This is a genomic window from Actinobaculum suis, from assembly GCF_900102025.1.
In the GTDB taxonomy this organism is placed as follows: Bacteria; Actinomycetota; Actinomycetes; order Actinomycetales; family Actinomycetaceae; genus Actinobaculum; species Actinobaculum suis.
On sequence record NZ_FNAU01000002.1, the window covers coordinates 32,881 to 52,703 of the forward strand.

Genomic DNA, 19,823 nt, shown 5'->3' on the forward strand with positions numbered 1-19,823 from the left:
GTCGAGTGGCCGAGTGGCGCCGCTGCCGGAGCCGTATTACCGGGTGGGTCGTATTATCGGGTAGCGCCGTGGTCGGTGAGGTAGGCGAGCACGGCCCGCACGCGCCGGTTCTCCTCCCCCGGTTCCATGCCGAGTTTCTGGAAAATACTGGCCACGTGCTTGGAAATCGTTGCCCCGGAAAGGTACAGCTTTTCGGCCATTTGCGAGTTGGAAAGCCCCTCGGCCATGAGCGCCAAAATTTCCATTTCCCGTTCCGTCATCTCCGCCAAGCGCGAGCGCGAACCGCGCATTAATTCCCCGGCCACTTCCGGATCGACGACGACGCCGCCCGCCGCCACCACATCCAGGGATCGCATGAAGTCCGCAACCCGGGCCACGCGGTCTTTCAGCAGGTAGGCAAGCCCGCCCGTAGGTTCTTCTCCGCTGGTCGCCACTCCCCCGGTATTTCCGAATCCCCCAGCATTCCTGAAACCGGAGGGGTCAAAAAGTTCGCGTGCATAGGCCGGGGCCACGTATTGGGAGAGGACCACGATGCCAATACTGGGATGGGCGCGGCGGATTTCCACGGCGGCCCGCAAACCGTCGTCGGTCATATTTGGCGGCATTCGCACGTCCGTAATAATCACGTCTACCGGTGTTTCGGCTACGGTGGCGAGCAGTTCGGGCGCGCTTGCCACCTGGGCGCACACCTCGTGTTTGCGCCGTTCCAAAATGCCCACTAAACCTTCGCGGAACAAAGCCGAATCATCTGCCACTATCACCTTCATTATTGCCTCTCCTGCCTGCGCTTTGCGGCGCGGGTTCGCACTTGGACGCACTGGTAACGCGCTTGCCTCAACTATCGCTATTCTCCCGGATTTCGTGCCCCTCTTGGCGGGCGCGAGACTCGCCGGCTACGCCAAACTCGCCGCGTTGTAACAGCAAAGGAATACGGGCGGCAACCACCGTGGGCCCGCCCGGCGGGGAGGAAACCGTGAGAGAACCGCCAAAGGAGGCCAGTCTTTCCGCCAAACCGGCCAGACCGCCACCTTCGCGTAAGACGGCGCCGCCCGGGCCGTCGTCGCTCACCGAGACCACCAAGTTATCCCCGGCCGTCAATAACACCACCACGTGGGCATCGCGCGCGTATTTCGCCGCGTTCGTGAGAGCTTCTGATGCGGCGAAATATCCCGCGGCCGTCACCCCCTCCGTTATTTCCGGCAAGGGTTCGGGAACCACTAATTCCACATCCAAAGGTGAAGTTTCTGCAAGGTCGCGCACGGCAGCTTCCAAACCCAGATCGGACAGCACCTTGGGGTGGATTCCGGCCACGGTACGCCGCAAAGCACGCAAAGCCAGTTCGGTGCGGTCTTGCGCGGAGGCCATTAAACTGCGTGCTTCCGCCAAACTCTCCCTGAAATCCGCCGTCAAATCCGCATCCGCCTGGGTTGCCGCGTCGTCCAAAATGAGCGCGGCTTCGCCCACGTCGATTGATGCGGCCACGAGGAACTGTTGGGCGCCGTCGTGCAGATCGCGTTCGATGCGGCGCCTTTCAATTTCGAAGGCGGCTGCCACCTGGCGCCGCGCGGCGACGTCGTACCCGTATTCGGCAGCGGAAACACTCCACGTGGAAGTTTCGCGCTGCCGGGAAAACTCGCGCGCACTATTTCGCGCACGCACCACGCACCACACTGCGGCAAGCCAGCTAAGACCGACGAGGATTAGAAACACCGGGTAGCCGTAACTGCGCAATCCAGCGCAGAGCAGCAGAAACCCGAACAGTGAGCAGAACCCGGCTCCCGCCCCGTATAAGAACATGCACCACGACGATTTACGCAGCGCGCGCCGAGAATTACGCATGCAGCTCCCTCCTCACCCGCGGCGCAAAAGGCACAGGAAGCGCAGAAAGTGACGGCCAAATGGTCATGCCTTTATCTTCTCACTTGCGCGGCACAGATACTGAACGGCGCGGATACTGCGCGGCACAGGTAGACTCAGCTCTACCTTATTGCGATACTCAGGGCCGTTCCGCCGGTCCGGCCCGCGCGCCAGAATCGAAGCATGACAACACAAACATCAACGCTCCACACCGCGAGCCTTATGAAGAATTTTGGGAAGGTGCGCGCCCTGCGCGGGGTGACGCTCGATATCCCCTCCGGCCAAACCGTGGCCATTATGGGGCCTTCCGGTTCCGGTAAGTCCACCTTGTTGCACTGCTTGGCGGGTATCATGGCCCCTTCGAGCGGCACCGTCTTTTTGGGAAATACTGAGATTTCCGCGCTTTCCGATGCAAAACGCTCCAAGTTGCGGCTCGCCCGCATGGGTTTCGTGTTCCAAGACGGCCAGCTCATCCCTGAATTACCGGCGCGCGAAAACGTGGCCGTGCCGCTCATGTTAGGCGGGACGCGGCGCGGGAACGCCCTAAAGGTAGCCGATGAGTGGCTGGCCCGGCTCGGCGTGGATCGCGAGCGCAAGCGCCGGCCCGGGGAAATGTCTGGTGGGCAGATGCAGCGCGTGGCTATCGCCCGTGCCCTGGCCGGCAGTCCCGCCGTCGTTTTCGCGGACGAACCTACCGGCGCGCTCGACCAGTCCACCGGGCACGAGGTCATGCAGATTCTGACGACGACGGTGCGCATGTCCGGTGCCACGCTCGTCATGGTGACGCACGATCCGAAGGTCGCCCAATGGTGTGATCGGCTAGTGGAAATTCGCGATGGTGTGGTTCACGCCGATTCCCAACCGAACGCTGCGAACGCCCCAGAACAACCTGGCCAGCCCGGCCAACCGAACGCGGCGACTCAGCAAGCTGCGGGAGGCCAGCAATGAACACTTTGAAATTAGCGCCCATGCTCACCGCCGGGCGGATCAAAGCTCGGCAAGGTGACGGCTGGCTAGACGTGTTAGCCGTCATTACCTTCGCCATTTCAGCAGCTTTAGCTCTCACGGTGGCGGGTGGCGCATGGATGTTTTACGGCTGGTATACCGATCCGAGCCCGGAGATTGCGCAAGGTTTCTTGGAAATCTCCGGCACGGCAGAGCTTAGTGGAGACATCGCCTCCCAAGCGGACTCCGTAAAACTTTGGGCCCTACAGTACTTTATTCTCGCCGGTTTTGCTTGCGGGCTTTTGGTAGTACCAGTGTTTTCGCTCGGTTCTTCCGCTGCCCAGCTGGGTGCTGCTGGCCGGGCCCGCCGCCTGGCGTCCTTGCGGCTGGTGGGTATGACGGGCGGGCAAACCACTCTCATGACCGTGGCCGAAACCGTAGTGCAATGGGTAATCGGCGCGACTATCGGGAGCGCTGCTTACCTCGCAACTTTGCCGCTATGGCAACACGGCTCCTTTGTGGGGCAAAGAATTATTTGGCAACACATGCTTCTACCCTGGTGGCTATTCGCGCTCATTTTGCTGGCGTTGCTCTTGATCGCTGTGCTTTCCACGGTCTCCGGTCTGCAGAAAGTGCGCATCTCCCCGCTCGGGGTGGCCCGCCACCAAAGCTCGGCGGCTTTGCGCTGGTGGCGTCTGCTCGTTTTGGCTCTCGCTATCATCATATTCATCGCATATATGTTGAAACGCGGAAGCTACCAAGAAATAGGAACCTGGGTAATTATAAGCCTGACGTTAGCGGGCGTAATTGCCGGTATTACAGTTGCCGCGCCTTTCATTATTCAGGTACTGGCCTGGCCTCTCACAAAAGTCAATAGCGTTCCGGTGCTCCTTGCGGCCCGCCGCATTCTCGATAACCCGCGTGCCATATGGCGTACGGTCAGCGGCATTATTCTGCTCTGTTTTATCGCTGGTTACACTTCAATAAGTTCCGTAGCTTTCACCAAAGACGGCGTTACCCGGGGCGATCTCTGGTTCCTCCACGATATTCGTTTTGGCGTGCTGATTACCTTGACGGTTGGCTTCGTGGTAGCGGCGATTGGGATTCTTATCAACCAGGCTTCCGATATTTTCGATCGGGGCCGGCAAACCCAAGCTTTGCGTTACTTGGGTTTCCCCACGCGAATCTTCTCTGCCACACGGCTGGTACAAAGCTTCGGACCGCTCCTAGTATGCGCGATTCTATTCACCACCCTGGGCCGCTGGCTCGCTAGCTTTATGATTCCGGCCAGTAAGAGCAACTACATTGAAAGCGATAACCTGGTGGTACTCCTCGCGGTATTAGGTATCGGTTTGGCCATGTGCCTGGTGGCTCTGCTCGTGGTGGCCCCGCTAGAAAAGCGCGTGGTCTTACGCCAAGGGCGACAAAACGACTAGCCACCGACCGCGCATGGTATTTACCGCCGGGCCGCCGGGAGCATAGTACTTACCATCGGGCCGCTGGGAGGAGGTTTTCCTGCCGGCGGCCCGAGTGTACGCCGCTGTTAACGGAGCATTTCTAGAGGCAGATACCACAGGCGCACACCGCCGGTTTACACCCTTAGTCCCACTTTCAAGTGATAGTGTGGCTAGAGAATGTTTTGGGTATCGCATCGTCTCGAAGTTGTGACGCGCGTATCCGCCCAAGCAGGACGTGCGGCTAATATGATTGAGGCGTTTAACGCCGAGTTGTGCACTAGGAGTTTCTCGGTGTGTAAATGCAGTTCGCCTGCGATTGAGGAGTAGAGGAATGGACCAAATCCGCGCGGCCCTCGTGTATTTTTCACGGGGCGGGATGTCGATGTGGTTTACCGGGACGGCGGTTCGTCAACCTGGCAATACGGAACGGTTGATGCAGCTTGTCAAAGACGAACTTGAACGCGGCGGGGCTTGTGCAACCCTCGATACTTATCGGATCTTGCCGGCTGATCCTTACCCGGAAGATGTGGACGAAGCAAAAACGCGGAACTTCGCGGAACAGGATGACCACGCCATGCCGGAAATCGCCGAGCCGGTACCGAGCTTGGCCGATTATGACGTGATTGTCTTGGGCTTCCCCGTGTGGGGCGATAGCGTGCCGCGGATTATTTCTTCTTACCTCTCCCAAGCTTCAGTAGGAGAGTCCCTAATTTTGCCTTTCGTTACGTGGTCCTTGAGCCCGCTGTGCGTGAACATTACCGGCACGATCGCGCTCGTGGCGCCCGATGCTACCGTTGGCCTGCCCATGTACATCCGCGGTGAAGACGTAGAACGCGAACGCACGCTCGAACACGTGCATGAATGGCTCGAAAGCGCCGACCTAACTTCATAAGCCGCACTGATTTCTAAGTCGGACCAACTTCCTAACGGAAGCTGGCCCGACTTTCTAGCGGAACCTGCCCGGTTCGAACCGCTAGGTGCAAAACTGCTTGGCGCAAACTGCCCGATTCGAACTGCTTAGGCGCAAACTTTAGCGCTGCCCACGCTGGTCCCGATTGCGAGATACCCAGCGCGGGCGGCGCTTTGTTACCTTATTTGCGGCGTGCTACCGATTAAATACGGCGCACTACTGCTATTTACGGCTCGCTACAGCCAGTGCTGGCGCAGTTCGGCCGGGTCTGCCGCTACTAGCTGGGCCGGCGGCACATCGAAGAGCGTGATTGCACCCGTGGCACCCGCCGCGGCCATGCGGGCCACGGCCCGCGCGGAAGCAGCGAGTACCGAACCCGTAAATTCTGGGTTCGAATCTAGTTTGAGTTCGCCATGTACCACCTGCGTGGTTCCCGGCGTCGTCTCCCCGATGCGAATCACATGCCCGCCGTGCGGCATACCCGTATGATCCCGCGCAAATTCGGCTTCCGAAATGAAGTTCACTTCGGTCTCGTAGGGAGCGAAATAGTCGGGCATGGTCACGATCGCTTCGCGCACCGCATCCGCATCGGCACCTTCTTCGAGCACTACGAACACTTGACGGCGATGCTTTTCCGCCGTGCTCAGCTCCAGCTTTTCGCCCGCGAGGATGCGCTGCATATTCTCTTCCACGGGGAGCGTGTACTGTACCGCGTGCTTCACCCCGGAAATCCGCCTTACCGCATCCGAATGCCCTTGCGAAAGGCCCGGCCCCCAGAAAGTGTAGGTTTCCCCGGCCGGCAAGAAAGCCAGACCATAGGCGCGTTGCAGGGAGAAGAACCCCGGATCCCAACCCGAAGAAATCAGGGCGAGCGTGCCATGCTCCTTGGCGGTAGCGTCCACGGCCGCGAAATGCGCGGGGATATGCGCGTGGTTATCGAAAGAATCGACCACGTTGAAATGCTCGGCTACCTGCGGAGTTTGGGTTTCCAGATCGGTTGCGGAACCGCCGCAGTTAATAACGACGTCGATCTTGCCCACCCAGCTGGGTAGCTCGCGCAAAGCCACCACGGGAGCACCAGCGGTGACCACAGTTTCCGGGGCGCGGCGCGTAAATACTGCCAGCAGCTCCATATCTTCGGCATGGGCGAGAGCTTTTTCCACTCCGCGGCCCAAATTGCCGTACCCGTTAATTGCTACTCGGATCTTTCCCATAATGGCAATGCCCCTTTCTTCTGTTTCCGCAAAGCGCGGTGCCGGTGACGAGAAGAGCGTAATGCCTCCGTGGGCCAGCGCCCCGGAGGCCAGCATATTTTGAGATATATCCGGAGCATATCTACACTTCGCGCTGCTATCGGCCCGTCACTCTTCTGCTTGCGCCGCCTGTGCCATCTGGAAGACCAATTCCCGGGCCGCGGCACACACTTTCTCGGTTTGCGTGCCCGCACTTACCTGTTTGAAACCGTCGTAAATGATGGCACGGGTGAATGAGGTCCAAATATCCGGATCTGCCGCCCCTATATCTTTCCACGCCATCTTCAGTTGCTCACTGAAGAAATCGTGCACGCGATCGACGTCTTTTTGTGCCTCAGAACGCCGCGCTTCAGAAACCGGTTTGCCGTGCGTGCTACGCATCAAACCCATGAGCCAGCCGTGTGAGGACCGCGTGCCTGATTGCCTAATGCAAGCCACCACGAGCGTAGCTAAACGTTGCGCGGGTTCGGCATCCATGTCCACGTGTTGCATGACTTCCGCCCGCCATTTGGGCACGTTCCGATCCAAAACCATGAGGCGTAAATCATCCACGGAATCCACGTAGCGGTAAATTGAGTTGCGGGCAATCCCCGCTTTGGCAGCTACCGCGCCGGCGGAAAGGGCGCGCGGACCTTGCGTACGCAAAATTTTTTCCGCCGCTTCTACGATGCGGTTTGTCATCATTTCCCGGTGCTCACGCACCGTCGGAGCTTCGATTTTCGGCATCCCTCCTCCTTCCTTCTGGGACCATTGTACGACCTTTTATTTAGCGACGCCGTACGATGAGCTCCGCGAAAGAGGTGGACTTGTTGCCCATTTTGGGTAACACCCACCGCCGGCCCAAAGAAATTCCGGGCCGGAGGTCCTATGCTTCGGGGTAAAAGTTACCCGGCCCGCCAGGCCCCCAGTCCCGCCCACCGGGCCAACCGCCCTGCCCACAGAGCGACCTATCCCTCCCGCCGGCAAGGCCAAGCCGGCCCGCGCGCCGGGCCAACTGTCCCGCCTCCCGGGAAGGCCATCCCGAACGCCGGCTAGAAATCCCAGTCGTCGTCTTCCGTGGCTTCCACCTCACCAATCACGTAGGAAGAACCGGAACCGGAGAAGAAATCGTGGTTCTCATCGGCCCCCGGAGAAAGCGCCGCCAAGATCGCCGGATTCACGTTCGTCTGTTCGGCCGGGAAGAGCGCTTCGTAGCCCAAATTCATGAGCGCCTTATTGCCGTTATAGCGGAGGAAGGCACACACATCTTCCGTCAATCCCATTTCGTCATACAGGGAGGAAGTGTATTCCACTTCGTTTTCATACAGATCTTGCAGCAGGTTGAAAGTGTATTCCTTGAGCTCCTCGCGCCGCTTTTGGGAAGCCTTGCGTAATGCCACCTGGAACTTGTAACCAATGTAGTAGCCGTGCACGGCCTCATCGCGAATAATCAGGCGAATCAGATCCGCGGTATTGGTGAGCTGGCCGTGCGCGGACCAGTACATGGGCGCATAGAAACCGGAGTAGAAAAGGAAAGATTCGAGCATCGTCGAAGCGACCTTGCGCTTTTCCGGATCGTCCCCGCGGTAATAATCGAGCACGATCTGCGCCTTCTTCTGCAAGAACTCATTATTCTCCGACCATTCGAAAGTTTCGTCGATTTCCTCGGTAGAAATCAGGGTAGAGAAAATCGAAGAATACGACTTCGCGTGCACGGATTCCATAAAGGCAATATTCGTGTACACGGCTTCCTCATGCGGTGTGATCGCATCCGGAATCAGGGAGACCGCACCCACCGTGCCCTGGATCGTATCCAGCAAAGTAAGACCGGTAAATACGCGCGTGGTCATCCGCTGTTCGTGGGGCTGCAAGCTGTTCCACGACTGAATATCGTTCGAAAGCGGCACCTTCTCCGGGAGCCAGAAATTACCCGTCAACCGGTCCCACACCTCGAGGTCCTTTTCATCCTCCAGACGGTTCCAGTTGATCGCACTGACCGAACTGACCAGCTTGAGCTTCGGCTGGATCATGCTGTTTCCTTCCCGCGGAGCGCCGCGCTCCCGCATGTTTTGGCTCCGCTTGCGCTAGATTTCGGAGCACCGGTAGTGCCCAAGTTTGCCACGCGCGCCCGCCATCTCCAATGTCCCACGTCGCAAAGTTTTCAAATATTTTTTTGTGGGGGTGGTGCGTGCCATGCCGCTTCGCATTGTTTCGTGTCGCTACAGGCCGCTTCGCGCTACCACTCGCTTACCTACCCGCGGCTCGGCCGCCCTGTTCTGTTTTTCTTTTCGACGCCGCCGCCCCTGCCCTTTTCGACGCCGCCCCCGCCTCTTCTTTTCGACGCCGCCGCTCGCGCCCCTGCCACGATTTTCGCGGTAATGCGCAGGCACGCCAATAGTTCTAAAATGAGAGAATGGCCGAAAACATACGGGAGCAGATTGCGGCATTGCGTGATGCGCAAATCATCAGCATCGTCGGCGAAACTATGTTTTCCCGCGGGTATCAATATTTCATCAATGAGCACGTGTTACATACCGATGAAGAACCCGAATTGGCGGGCGGCATTTCCGCGGTGGTACTAGGCAACGGCCGCTCCTACCGCGTCGTAATTAACTCTCTGCATCCTTTCCACGCTACCTGCGGATGCCCAGTGCGCGTGCGGTGTAAACATATTGCCGCCACCTTGCTGGCCGTGCGTGCCGAAAGCAGTTCTTGGCGTGAGCAGCTATACATGTTAGGTAGCGGCCGCCAGGTAACTAAGGCAAATCAGCACGAGCCGGAATATGAGCGGCTTGGCCTTCGTTTGGAGCGCACTAAAACCGGGATCAAACTGCGGCCTTTACGCCAGTTGCGAGCCGGTAACTGGACGCCAAACCAGATGAGTTGGAACCAGTTTGCCCAAAGGCAGCGCCCCGGCGCACGTACCGGAAGCCGGCTAGCCGTCCCCGCGCACCGCGCGGCCCTGCAGAATTTTATGCGGCAGGTTTCTTCCGGCTACCGCTCCCCGCACGAAGGTCTAACTTTGCGCGACCTCGGCAGCATGGCGCTGGCTTTACTGGCACAGGCCGCACAGGCCGGAGTGGAACTATTTTGGCAAGACACTTCGCATCCCCTCGAGATTTCTGCCGATCCGTGGGAAGTTTGCGCAGATGTGACCCTGCTGGATAGCGGAGATTTGCAGGTGCGTATTCTGGCGCTCGGGGCCGATGGGCGGCGCGTAGAAGTATTGGAAAACACCAAGCCTCTGCTCGGCCTGCTGGTTACCGATAATGGGGCGATTCTTGGTGCCCTGCCGCAAGGCACTTCTAAGGCCGTAGCTGCTCTTTTGTGCACAAACCACCCAATTTCCGTGCCGCAAAAAGACCGGCTCGAGTTCGAAACCGCGTTCCTGCCCTCTTTGGAGAAAATTCTTCCGGTTTCTTCCCGCGATGATTCCTACCACCCGTGCCGGGTTTCCCCGCCCCGCCTGTGCCTGGAAGTATCCCGGCCCGAATCAGGCTACTTCGAAATCACGGCCAAACAGCAAGTCAGTCTGGAAGGCGACGCAGCAGAACTGCGCGGCGCCGCGGAAAACACCGCACCCGAAACCACGCTCGCCGCGGAAGCTAGCACTGCGGCCAGCGAAGAAAGCACCGAAGCAGACGCCGCAGCCGCTATCGAAAGCAGGGAAGACGGCGTCGAACCGCAACGTGAATCACAACCTGAAGCGCAACCTGAACCCCAGATCGCGCCAATTGCGGACTATCTGGCTCTCAGAGATGATATCGAGACCTGTTTGCGGCTGTGGGAAAACAGCGCGGTGGGCGGAGTACCAACTTCTTTGCGTTCGGCGCTGCTGCTCTCGCAGTTTCACACCAGCGCGGCAGAAATTAACGCTTGGGGTTCTAATACCACTAACCTAAATTTTGAGCAGTTTGCGCGTTTCCAAGGAGAGCTCGCCCCGCGCCTGGAAGAGGCTGGGATTCGCGTCTTCTACGCCGATGGCGCCCAGTTGCATATTTCGCACGAAAAACCCGTGATTGAAACCCGGATCCAGGAGAGCAATGACTGGCTAGACCTAGGGATTGTGGTAACAATCGGGGATTTTGAGGTGCCTTTGCCTGAACTTTATGAGGCCCTCACCAATAACTATGACTATGTGATACGCGGGGACGTAATGATTCCGCTCGGCCCGGATTTTGATCCGCTCCGCGCATTGCTCTCCAGTGCCGCCGCGCTCGGCGAAGTGGCGCCGAAAACCGTGCGGGTACCAACCGTGCGCGCGCACGCCCTGTACCTTTCGGAAAGCCAGTTGACGGCGTCGAAAAATATTCGCAAAAAACTGCGGGAACTGGAACGCCTGGGAGATCCGGAACCTTTGCCGGAACACGTTTCGGCTACTTTACGTGGCTATCAGCAAAACGGGTACGCCTGGCTCACGCATTTGGCGCGGGCAAATTTTGGTGGTGTTCTGGCCGACGATATGGGCCTGGGCAAAACCCTACAAATCCTCACGATGATTCAACGCCTGCAGGAAACCGGGGAACGGGAAGGGCCGGTGCTGATCGTGGCCCCCACTTCGGTGGTTTCGAATTGGCAGGCAGAGGCGCAAAAATTCACGCCGCAACTGCGGGTGCAAGTGGTGCGCAATTCGGCAAAACGGCGCCGTGAATCAATCCCGGAACTTGCCAGCTCAGCCGATATCGTGGTCACTTCCTATACTTTGGCACGGATCGACGCCAAGGAATATCGCCGCGTGCAGTGGGGTGGCGTGGTTGCCGATGAGGCACAAGCAATCAAAAACCCGGCTACGAATTCCTATAAGGCGATTGCGGATTTGCGGCGGCCGTGGACCTTCGCGGTAACCGGCACGCCGATTGAGAACTCGCTCGGTGATTTGGCGGCGCTCCTATATTTGACGGCGCCCGGGTTGCTTCCTAACCGCACGGTTTTTTGGGAAAAATTCCGCAAACCTATCGAGCGGCGTGGCGATCAGGAAGCTACCAAGCTATTGCAACGTCTGGTGCATCCCTTCATTATGCGACGCCGGAAGAACGACGTAGCTCAAGATTTGCCGGAGAAGGTAGAAAACACCATTTTGGTGGAGCTAACTCCCAAGCATATGCGCCGGTACCGCCAACAATTGGAACGGGAACGCCAAGAAGTGTTGGGGCTGATCGAGGACGTGGATCATAACCGCATCTCAATCTTGGCTTCGCTAACGCGGTTGCGGCGGCTGGCTATTGACCCGGGCTTGTTTGACGAAAAGGCCGGCCTTTCAGAATCTGCGAAGACCGAACGGCTTGTGGAACACTTGCACGAGCTATTGCCAGAAGGGCACCAGGTGCTCGTCTTTTCCCAGTTCACCAGCTATTTGGAACGGATTGCCCGGCGCTTGGGCGAAGCCGGGATTAGCTACTCGTACCTGGATGGTTCAACCCGAGACCGCGACGGCGCAATCGCCAGCTTCCGCGAGGGCGAAAACCCCGTATTCTTGATCTCCCTAAAGGCGGGCGGCACCGGCCTCAACCTAGTGGAAGCAGACTACGTTTACATTATGGATCCGTGGTGGAATCCGGCCGCCGAAGAACAAGCAATTGACCGCAGCCACCGCATCGGGCAAGGCAAACAGGTGATGGTGTACCGGCTGGTCTCCCAAGGCACGATCGAAGAAAAAGTGGTAGCCCTGCAGGACCGCAAACGGAGCCTAGCCGGGATCGTCAACTCCGGCGCGGATCGGCCCATCACGGCCGCCGACATGCGGGCCTTACTCTCCGACGTCGGCTCCTCAGGTGGTTTCTAGTTTCAGCTACGAGTTACTCATAGATACGCGAGCGGTGCCCGACGGCTACCGCAAGGATAATGAAGTTCTCGTGATCAAGCCGCGTGACGACTCTCCAGTCACGCCACCTGTATCTACGTAGACCTGCTAACTTTCCAGAAAGGGGCTTCCCCTGTTTTTCAGGGAATCCAGTACTTGCCAAGTCACGCAAATATGCGGTGATTTCGCGAGCAACCTGTTTGTCTAGTTTCTTGAGATCTTTGAGAGCGCCGGGGAGGTATTCAATCTTCCAGCCCAAGGGCCACCTTGACCTGGGTCTCTGAGTAGCTAATGCCATCGCATTCGTAAGTTTCGAGACGTTCCAGGATCTCTTGTTCTACTAACAAATTATCAACTGTGGTCTCGATGGCTTGCCGGATATATTCGGAAGCAGGTTTTCCCGTAGCAGCTGAAAGTTTTTCGAGTTTTGCTGCCGTTTCTGCGCTTATTTCTACTGTTGTTGGAACCATGCTAACCCCCTTCGCTCCTGTCGTTCGCGGCAACCTCACCACGCGCATATAGTGACATTGTAAGAAAAACTAAGGGCGCCGCGAAAGCTATCCACAACTTCCGCGGCGCCCTTGTTGCGTGTATCCCCCGCACGCGCAACGCCTTCAATTACGCCTCACACGCGAGGTCCCCAGTTCTGACCTCCACCGGCGCCAGCCGCTACAACATGCACCCCGCTACACCATGCATCCCGCTACAACATGCAGGAAACGCAGCCTTCCACTTCGGTGCCGTGCAATGCTTGCTGCCGGATCCGCATGTAATAAAGGGTTTTTATGCCTTTGCGCCAGGCGTAAATGTAGTTTCGATTCACATCCCGCGTGGTCACCGTATCCGGGTAGAACAAGGTCAGGGATAGGCCTTGATCCACGTGCTGGGTGGCCACCGCATAGGTGTCAATAATCTTTTCCGGCCCGATTTCGTAGGCGTCCTCGAAATATTCGAGATTGTCGTTCGTCATGTACGGCGCCGGGTAGTAGACGCGGCCCAGCTTGCCTTCCTTACGGATTTCGATCTTGGAAACAATCGGGTGAATCGAGGAAGTGGAATGGTTGATGTAGGAGATCGACCCGGTGGGCGGCACCGCCTGCAGGTTCTGGTTGTAGAGCCCGTAGGTGGCTACGTCTGCGGCCAGGGCCCGCCAATCCTCCCGGGTAGGAATATGGTGCCCGGCAAACAGTTCCCGCGTGCGCTCACATTTCGGTTCCCACACCTGGTTGAGGTACTTCTCAAAATACTCACCACTCGCGTAGGCAGAATCTTCAAACCCTTCGAAGCGCTCCCCGCGTTCCTTCGCAATCTCCATGGAGGCACGAATCGCATGGTAAGCCACGGTATAGAAATACATATTCGTAAAGTCCAGGGCTTCTTCCGAACCGTAATGGATCCGTTCCCGGCCCAGGTAGCCGTGCAGGTTCATCTGCCCCAACCCGATAGCGTGCGACATGTCGTTACCGCGTTTTATGGAAGGAACCGATTCGATCGAAGTCTGGGTAGAAACCGCGGTCAATGCCCGCACGGCGGTTTCCACAGTTTTTCCGAGCGAAGGCGAATCCATGGTTTTCGCAATATTTAGCGAACCGAGGTTGCAAGAAATATCCTTGCCCACGTGCTCATACGAAAGATCCGGGTTATATGTGGAAGCTTCCGAGACCTGCAAAATCTCCGAGCACAGGTTAGACATTGTGATTTTGCCCTTGATGGGGTTCGCCCGGTTCGCGGTGTCCTCAAACAGTAGGTACGGGTATCCGGATTCAAACTGGATCTCCGCTAAGGTCTGGAAGAACTGGCGCGCGTCCAAGGGATACTTGTGAATCCGCGTATCTGCGACCATTTCGTAATACTTCTCGGTCACATTTATTTCGGTGAAGGGTACCCCGTACACGCGTTCGACGTCGTATGGGGAAAACAGCCACATCGTTTCCTTTTTCTTCGCTAGTTCGAAAGTAATATCGGGAACGACGACGCCGAGCGAGAGCGTTTTGATGCGGATTTTTTCATCGGCATTTTCCCGCTTCGTATCCAGGAAACGCATAATATCCGGATGGTGTGCATGCAGATACACGGCACCCGCACCTTGCCGCGCTCCCAACTGATTGGCGTAAGAGAAGGCATCTTCCAGGAGTTTCATCACCGGGTTTACACCCGAAGATTGGTTTTCGATGCGCTTGATGGGCGCGCCCTGTTCCCGCAGGTTCGAAAGATTGAGCGCCACCCCGCCGCCACGCTTCGAAAGCTGCAGGGAAGAGTTAACGGCCCGCGCAATCGATTCCATATTGTCTTCCACGCGGAGCAGGAAGCAGGAGACCAGTTCCCCACGGGCTTTCTTGCCGGCATTGAGGAAAGTAGGCGTGGCCGGTTGGAAACGCCCGGAAAGGATCTCCTCTACTAGATCCATGGCGAGTTTCTCATCGCCTTCGGCCAGCATGAGAGAAACCATGCACACGCGGTCTTCAAAAGTCTCCAAGTATTTCTTCCCGTCCCAGGTTTTCAAAGTGTAGGAACGGTAGTACTTGTAGGCACCCAGGAAGGTGGAGAAACGGAAATTGTGGGCATAAGCCGCCTGGTATAGCTGCTTAATGAAATCCCTGCGGTACTGTTCGAGTACTTCTGCTTCGTAATAGCCTTCCTGCACCAAGTAGGCGAGTTTTTCTTCCAAGGTTTCAAACCGCACGGTATTAGGAATAATGTGCTGGATGAAGTACTGGCGGACGGCCTCAATATCGGCGTCGAACTGGATCTGCCCGTTCTCATCATAAAGATTGAGCTTGGCATTCAAAGAGCGATAGTCCAGCGCCGGATCCGGTGCCTGCCGGGGTGCTGGCGTCTGCCGGGGCGCGTGTTGCGGCTGCGGTGCGTGTGCCGGCTGCGGTGCGTGTGCCGGCTGCGGTGCAGGCGCCACCCCGCCCGCGGTGTTACCAGCCGCGGCAGTTGCGGCAGTTTTTTCAGCAGCCGCGGTAGCTTTCCCTGCCTCCGTACCGGCCGAAGTGTTTACATCTTTCATTGCTGCTTCTCCCAAAACTCTTGCAAGCCCTGCTGTACTACCGCCACATCGGTAGGGGTGCCCAGGAGCTCAAACTTATACATGAACGGGACCTTGCATTTCGCGGCGATAATATCGCCCGCCCAGCAGTAGTACTTCCCAAAGTTCGTGTTTCCACCCGCGATCACGCCGCGAATAAAAGAGCGATTGTGCGGGTCGTTCAAGAATTTGATGACGGGGCGCGGCACCGCACCCTTTTCCCGCCCTCCCCCATAAGTGGGTGTAATCAGCACATACGGTTCGTCCACGTGCGGGATGCCTTCCTCTCGCGTGTGAATAGGTATGCGCACTGCCGGCATGCCCAGCTTCTGCACGAACCGATGCGTATTACCCGTGGCCGAGGAGAAATAGACAATCAATCCCATAATCCCTACTTTCCGCAGCTCCTGCCGCCGGCGTAACTAGCCTCTACGCGGCAATCAGCGCCCGCGTAACTAGTTCCTACGCGGCAACCTCCGCCCGCGCGTCAGCCTCTGCACGGTCTGTGCGCTGCGCTTCTTCCGCACGTGCATCCCGCGCGGCAACCAGCGCCTTAATCTGGTCGGGCCGATAGCCCGACCAGTGCTTGCCATTTGCCACCACGACGGGAGCTTGCGCATACCCGAGGGCCTTAACCGCCGCTAGCGCCGCGGCATCTTCCGTGAGGTCAACGGTGGTGTATTCCAGGCCGGCCTTATCCAGGGCCCGCTTCGTGGCATTGCACTGCACGCATGCCGGCTTCGTATAAACCGTGATACTCATCGTTTCTCCTCCGATTGCTGAATTGCTGAACTGCTGATTTGCTGAACTGCAAGAAACTCAGACCCGATCGCGGCCATTACCATCGAGATCCACATTGGCCGCGCCGCGTAGGCTTCAACACTACACCTTGTGATTGAAATTGGAAGTAACCACAAGGTGTTGTGGTTCGCTCGCTAATGACAAAGATGTCATTAACTGTGCATAAGAACCCCATTTCTGTGGATAACTTGTTGACCAGAGCGCCGCCAAAAAACTTCTTTCATGATCTTTATACACAGCCTTTCCACATTCTGTTCCACAGTCACAGACCCTTTAAGTGAATCGTTTATTTCTGCCGCGAAGACCCTTTTCAGGTGGCTGTTTTTCGTTGCAGTACCAATGTTTTTGTGTTTCGTTAGCAGTGCGAAAACCGGGGCGATGGCGTCGGCGGTATCCACACTATGAAGCACACAAAGAATCCCCTCTTTGGATACGCACACCCTGGGGAACAATTCGACCAAAGTTATCCACAGGCTGTGTATCTTTGCGGCAATGTATTAGCTCACCGCAGCCGGGCAGATAGCCCGCCGCGCGAGCGGGCAACCGTCCCGGATTCCTTTAGAAATAGAACACCAGGACAATAGAAAGTAGGTTAAATCGGCTATAATTGGCTCTCGAAGGGTGGCAAGCTGGTTAGTTAGTGCTAACTTCGCACCCGATTCCAGGCCCTCTCACCGATTCTGCCGGGATATGGTAGGTAGAAGGCGCAGAGGCGCTTCGGCAGAATATTTTTCACACAGTAGGGCATATAGCAGAGGATAGAGCAGAGACGTAGATGGGCACCGATTTCACCAGGATGTTGAGGGACGCGGGCTTGCGAGCCACGGAGCCTCGGCTTGCGGTGCTCCGTGAAGTTGATAAGGGCGGCCATCTTTCCGCGGAGCAACTCCGCGCGGGAGTAATTGAGCAGCTCGGATCTGTTTCTGTGCAAGCGATTTACGATATCGTGCACACGCTCACCGAAAAAGGCATTTTGCGGAAGATGCAGCCTACTTCGAACGTGACGATGTATGAACTGAATCTGCAGGATAATCACCACCATATGATTTGCCGGTCCTGCGGGAAAATTGTGGACGTACCGTGCCCGCGAGCCGCAGCCCCATGCCTCTTACCAGCCGATCCGCGCGGCTGGGAGATTGACGAAGCCGAAATTACCTTCTGGGGTTACTGCCCCGAATGCCAAGAAGCCAGGCACGCGCCGGAAGAATAGGCGGCTACCAGCTCTGACCCAGCACCGATAGGGCGCACTACATGCACCCCACACAGGGCCCGCGCTAGCCTCATATTTGCTCGCGCCGGCTTCCGGATTGCCGAACCGGCGCGCCATCCGCGCGCCATCCGCACGTCACCGTTATATAGCTCGGTTATATAGCTCGCACAGGCAGAGCCCGGCTACAGGCATCGCATCGAGTTTGCGACTAAATCGAATTTGGGATTAAAGAGTAGGTGGCCGGGGTCCACGCTCCCCGGCCACCTGATCACCGCGCTAGAGCAAACATCGAACCAATGGGCACTGTTCGAGCAAACCAAACGCTCATCATGGCTGCAAGTGATCTATATATATTTAGAAGGAGGGAACTCCTCCGTTGCGGGACGGGTCCACGCTCCCGTTTTCCCCGCTAACAAGTTCTATATAACTAGACAGCCCTGAGTTATCCATACAATCCGGCTGGGATTTTTCTGGGAAATTTGTTCTCTAGCTTGCTGTTCAGTACTCGCTCCGCGCATATCCGGCGCCTTTCGGTTGCGCCTTGGGTGCGCCCGGGTAGCGAAACTCGCACCGCGCATATCCGTCGCCTTTCGCGCACTTGCGTAGCTTCTGCACGCTTGCACGATTTCCGTATGAGTCGTGCTTTTCGTGCACCTTAACGCGCTTCCGCGCCCGCGCTCAGGTGAGTCTGAACGTGGACGCGGAAGCGCGAAATAAGCGAGTTTTCTCTATTCTTCTCTAGAACCGCTAGCTCTATTCTTCTTTAGATCCGCTTGCTCTATTCGTCTTTAGAATCGCGCCGGTCTTCTTTGTAAATGCGCCGGTCTTCTTCAAACATGCGGCGCTCCTCAGAAGTTTCCCGGCCCAGTGCGGTATCGCGCATTACCGGACTGACCCATTCCGCCGTCGCGGAAGAGCCCCCGGCAGGTACCTTTACACCGGCAGCGGGGTCAACCACTTGCGCATCCTCACTATCGCCTACGAACTTGGAATCCAGATCCGCTTTGCGGCCCGTTGCCTTTTCGCGGCGGCCCCGCAAGGTCAGGTAGTTTTCGTGCACCCGTTGCTTGGTGAGCGGATACCAGAAAGCCATCACTAACCCGGCCAGCAGGTATAGCACTGCCGGCACGATCAGGAAGAGAAGGTACAGACCATCGAGCACGCTTTGCGTTTGCGTCACGCCCTGTTCTACCGCGTGTTCGTTGTAGCCAATCGCCGTCAGCGACCAACCTCCAATGAATCCCGCCAGGGCCTGGCCGAGCTTACGCGCCCACGAGTAGATCGCGTAAATCGTGGCGTCGTCGCGCTCCCCTACCCGCACTTCCTGGTAGTCGATAACGTCCGTGATGATCGCCCACACCAGAGAATTGAAGGTGGAAAGGCCCAGTGCCATGAAGAAGTACAGCACCAGGAAAATCACCACGTTATCCAGGTGCAGGAAGTACATAACAATACCGACGACGCCGGAGAACAGCAGCGCCACACTAATGGCTTCCTTCTTACCGAAGTGAACGGTGAGCCACGCGCCGGTAATAGCAAGAAGTAGCACCGGAATGTTTTGTACCAGCCCGCCCCAAGACTGCAACTGCCCGTTACCGAAGTAATCCTGGAAGATAAACGGCATCACCTGGCCAGCGATGAAGGAACCTAGTAGCACCAAAATGGCGGCGCAGATGAGGGCGAGCAAAGCCCGGTTGGTGGCCACGGTTTTCAGCATGGCACCAAAGCCGGCCTTCTCGTGGTTCGGATCCACCTGCGGTTCCACACGTTCTTCCACATTGAAGAAGGTGATGTAGTAGGAAATTATCCCGCAAATCGCGCAGATTATCGCGGCAATCGCCATATTGTGCGGGTTCAGCACCTTTTGGCCGGTGGCTTCGTCGTAGGTGTAAACGAAGATCGGGAGGACGGTCTGGATACCCAGCGCGGCGATCATGGCGCCGAGGGAACGGAACACGGAAAGGGAAGCCCGGTCCTTCGGATTGTCCGTAATTACCGAAGCCATGGAACCGTACGGGATGTTGATCATCGTGTACAGGAAGTTCCACAGCAGGTAGGTGCAAACCATGTAAACCAGTTTTCCGGTGGTGGAGAAGCTGGAAACGAAGGGTATGTACATGAGGGCGGAAGCCACGCAGATCGGAATCGCGATACGCCCGATCCACGGCCGGAAGCGTCCATGCTTGGTGGGCTTGAGAACATCTACAATGCGGCCGAAAATAACATCCCAGAATGCGTCAAAGAGGCGAACCACAAGCAGCATGGTGCCGATAAATCCGGGATTTACGCCCATGCGGGTGTAGAAGACCATGAAGAAGGCCATCTGCAAAATGAAGGTGAAGTCATTACCAACATCACCGAACATGTACCCGATCTTGTCGCGTAACCCGAAGGGTCGTTTAGAAGTCACGCTACCGCTTCCTTGCGGTTGCGCCTGCTCGTCTTTCTTAGCCATAACTATTCTTCTTTCAGTTGGTAGATAGCGCGCCACCGCGGTGCGTGCGGGGCAACTATATCGGCATCACTAACTAGCGCGTTTACCTGCCACCGCCCCGAACACGAGCGAGAGCTCGGGCGGTG

The 19,823-nt window shown here is 57.2% G+C and carries 16 protein-coding genes; 5 read left to right on the forward strand and 11 right to left on the reverse strand.

The genetic code is table 11. The features are described 5' to 3' along the window. Nucleotides 1–53 precede the first annotated feature (53 nt). Together BLT47_RS01295 and BLT47_RS01300 are read right to left on the reverse strand one after the other, a co-directional pair. The gene (locus tag BLT47_RS01295) at nt 54–767 is read right to left on the reverse strand and encodes a response regulator transcription factor (protein WP_065414677.1); all 714 of its coding nucleotides are present in this window, start codon (nt 765–767) and stop codon (nt 54–56) included. A 67-nt stretch (nt 768–834) separates the two neighbouring features. Next, nucleotides 835–1,839, reverse strand: coding sequence for a sensor histidine kinase (locus tag BLT47_RS01300; RefSeq protein ID WP_218122531.1), 1,005 nt, complete (start codon nt 1,837–1,839; stop codon nt 835–837). A 201-nt stretch (nt 1,840–2,040) separates the two neighbouring features. Between BLT47_RS01300 and BLT47_RS01305 the strand changes: the two genes are divergently transcribed. The 3 genes from BLT47_RS01305 (at nt 2,041) to BLT47_RS01315 (ending at nt 5,151) form a co-directional block, all read left to right on the forward strand. Continuing rightward, a complete protein-coding gene (locus BLT47_RS01305) occupies nt 2,041–2,805 on the forward strand; it encodes an ABC transporter ATP-binding protein (protein ID WP_082160037.1) in 765 nt (254 codons plus the stop codon). Further along, nucleotides 2,802–4,238: an FtsX-like permease family protein gene (locus BLT47_RS01310; RefSeq protein WP_074660925.1), complete on the forward strand. Its 1,437-nt coding sequence runs from the start codon at nt 2,802–2,804 to the stop codon at nt 4,236–4,238. Before BLT47_RS01305 ends, BLT47_RS01310 begins: the two co-directional genes overlap by 4 nt. Nucleotides 4,239–4,590: 352 nt before the next feature. After that, on the forward strand, nt 4,591–5,151 hold the full coding sequence (locus BLT47_RS01315) for a flavodoxin (RefSeq protein ID WP_074660927.1): 561 nt from the start codon (nt 4,591–4,593) through the stop codon (nt 5,149–5,151). 254 nt (nt 5,152–5,405) lie between these two features. Here BLT47_RS01315 and BLT47_RS01320 read toward each other — a convergent pair whose 3' ends face one another. The 3 genes from BLT47_RS01320 to nrdF all read right to left on the reverse strand — a co-directional run bounded on the left by BLT47_RS01320 (nt 5,406) and on the right by nrdF (nt 8,431). Then, complete coding sequence (locus BLT47_RS01320) at nt 5,406–6,383, reverse strand: diaminopimelate dehydrogenase (RefSeq protein WP_065414707.1); 978 nt, start codon at nt 6,381–6,383, stop codon at nt 5,406–5,408. A gap of 147 nt (nt 6,384–6,530) precedes the next feature. Continuing rightward, a complete protein-coding gene (locus BLT47_RS01325; protein ID WP_049619572.1) occupies nt 6,531–7,148 on the reverse strand; it encodes a TetR/AcrR family transcriptional regulator in 618 nt (205 codons plus the stop codon). Between the two features lie 305 nt (nt 7,149–7,453). After that, on the reverse strand, nt 7,454–8,431 hold the full coding sequence (gene nrdF / locus BLT47_RS01330; protein WP_141670078.1) for a class 1b ribonucleoside-diphosphate reductase subunit beta: 978 nt from the start codon (nt 8,429–8,431) through the stop codon (nt 7,454–7,456). Nucleotides 8,432–8,814: 383 nt separating this feature from the next. Here nrdF and BLT47_RS01335 point away from each other — a divergent pair, with 383 nt between their 5' ends. Next, nucleotides 8,815–12,183 (forward strand): DEAD/DEAH box helicase, encoded by a 3,369-nt coding sequence (locus BLT47_RS01335; RefSeq protein WP_074660930.1) that lies wholly within the window; start codon nt 8,815–8,817, stop codon nt 12,181–12,183. Nucleotides 12,184–12,196: 13 nt separating this feature from the next. Here the strand turns inward: BLT47_RS01335 and BLT47_RS09690 are convergent, their stop codons facing one another. The 5 genes from BLT47_RS09690 to nrdH form a co-directional block, all read right to left on the reverse strand. Beyond that, nucleotides 12,197–12,499: a type II toxin-antitoxin system RelE family toxin gene (locus BLT47_RS09690; protein WP_074660933.1), complete on the reverse strand. Its 303-nt coding sequence runs from the start codon at nt 12,497–12,499 to the stop codon at nt 12,197–12,199. Then, nucleotides 12,444–12,671, reverse strand: a complete 228-nt coding sequence (locus BLT47_RS01345) for a ribbon-helix-helix protein, CopG family (protein ID WP_049619571.1) — start codon at nt 12,669–12,671, stop codon at nt 12,444–12,446. Before BLT47_RS01345 ends, BLT47_RS09690 begins: the two co-directional genes overlap by 56 nt. Nucleotides 12,672–12,904: 233 nt before the next feature. Next, on the reverse strand, nt 12,905–15,214 hold the full coding sequence (gene nrdE / locus BLT47_RS01350) for a class 1b ribonucleoside-diphosphate reductase subunit alpha (protein ID WP_256332492.1): 2,310 nt from the start codon (nt 15,212–15,214) through the stop codon (nt 12,905–12,907). Next, nucleotides 15,211–15,618 (reverse strand): class Ib ribonucleoside-diphosphate reductase assembly flavoprotein NrdI, encoded by a 408-nt coding sequence (gene nrdI, locus BLT47_RS01355; protein WP_049619570.1) that lies wholly within the window; start codon nt 15,616–15,618, stop codon nt 15,211–15,213. Before nrdI ends, nrdE begins: the two co-directional genes overlap by 4 nt. Nucleotides 15,619–15,694: 76 nt before the next feature. Then, nucleotides 15,695–15,994: a glutaredoxin-like protein NrdH gene (nrdH, locus tag BLT47_RS01360; protein ID WP_049619569.1), complete on the reverse strand. Its 300-nt coding sequence runs from the start codon at nt 15,992–15,994 to the stop codon at nt 15,695–15,697. Between the two features lie 835 nt (nt 15,995–16,829). Between nrdH and BLT47_RS01370 the strand changes: the two genes are divergently transcribed. Further along, on the forward strand, nt 16,830–17,243 hold the full coding sequence (locus BLT47_RS01370) for a Fur family transcriptional regulator (protein ID WP_256332498.1): 414 nt from the start codon (nt 16,830–16,832) through the stop codon (nt 17,241–17,243). A 778-nt stretch (nt 17,244–18,021) separates the two neighbouring features. Here the strand turns inward: BLT47_RS01370 and BLT47_RS01375 are convergent. Further along, nucleotides 18,022–19,698, reverse strand: coding sequence for an MFS transporter (locus tag BLT47_RS01375; RefSeq protein ID WP_049619567.1), 1,677 nt, complete (start codon nt 19,696–19,698; stop codon nt 18,022–18,024). Nucleotides 19,699–19,823: the final 125 nt, after the last annotated feature.

Bases quoted from the DNA above. Each gene is read 5' to 3' on its own strand.
- BLT47_RS01295 (WP_065414677.1), bottom strand. From the start codon at position 767: ATGAAGGTGATAGTGGCAGATGATTCGGCTTTGTTCCGCGAAGGTTTA.
- BLT47_RS01300 (WP_218122531.1), bottom strand. From the start codon at position 1,839: ATGCGTAATTCTCGGCGCGCGCTGCGTAAATCGTCGTGGTGCATGTTC.
- BLT47_RS01305 (WP_082160037.1), top strand. From the start codon at position 2,041: ATGACAACACAAACATCAACGCTCCACACCGCGAGCCTTATGAAGAAT.
- BLT47_RS01310 (WP_074660925.1), top strand. From the start codon at position 2,802: ATGAACACTTTGAAATTAGCGCCCATGCTCACCGCCGGGCGGATCAAA.
- BLT47_RS01315 (WP_074660927.1), top strand. From the start codon at position 4,591: ATGGACCAAATCCGCGCGGCCCTCGTGTATTTTTCACGGGGCGGGATG.
- BLT47_RS01320 (WP_065414707.1), bottom strand. From the start codon at position 6,383: ATGGGAAAGATCCGAGTAGCAATTAACGGGTACGGCAATTTGGGCCGC.
- BLT47_RS01325 (WP_049619572.1), bottom strand. From the start codon at position 7,148: ATGCCGAAAATCGAAGCTCCGACGGTGCGTGAGCACCGGGAAATGATG.
- nrdF (WP_141670078.1), bottom strand. From the start codon at position 8,431: ATGATCCAGCCGAAGCTCAAGCTGGTCAGTTCGGTCAGTGCGATCAAC.
- BLT47_RS01335 (WP_074660930.1), top strand. From the start codon at position 8,815: ATGGCCGAAAACATACGGGAGCAGATTGCGGCATTGCGTGATGCGCAA.
- BLT47_RS09690 (WP_074660933.1), bottom strand. From the start codon at position 12,499: ATGGCATTAGCTACTCAGAGACCCAGGTCAAGGTGGCCCTTGGGCTGG.
- BLT47_RS01345 (WP_049619571.1), bottom strand. From the start codon at position 12,671: ATGGTTCCAACAACAGTAGAAATAAGCGCAGAAACGGCAGCAAAACTC.
- nrdE (WP_256332492.1), bottom strand. From the start codon at position 15,214: ATGAAAGATGTAAACACTTCGGCCGGTACGGAGGCAGGGAAAGCTACC.
- nrdI (WP_049619570.1), bottom strand. From the start codon at position 15,618: ATGGGATTGATTGTCTATTTCTCCTCGGCCACGGGTAATACGCATCGG.
- nrdH (WP_049619569.1), bottom strand. From the start codon at position 15,994: ATGAGTATCACGGTTTATACGAAGCCGGCATGCGTGCAGTGCAATGCC.
- BLT47_RS01370 (WP_256332498.1), top strand. From the start codon at position 16,830: ATGTTGAGGGACGCGGGCTTGCGAGCCACGGAGCCTCGGCTTGCGGTG.
- BLT47_RS01375 (WP_049619567.1), bottom strand. From the start codon at position 19,698: ATGGCTAAGAAAGACGAGCAGGCGCAACCGCAAGGAAGCGGTAGCGTG.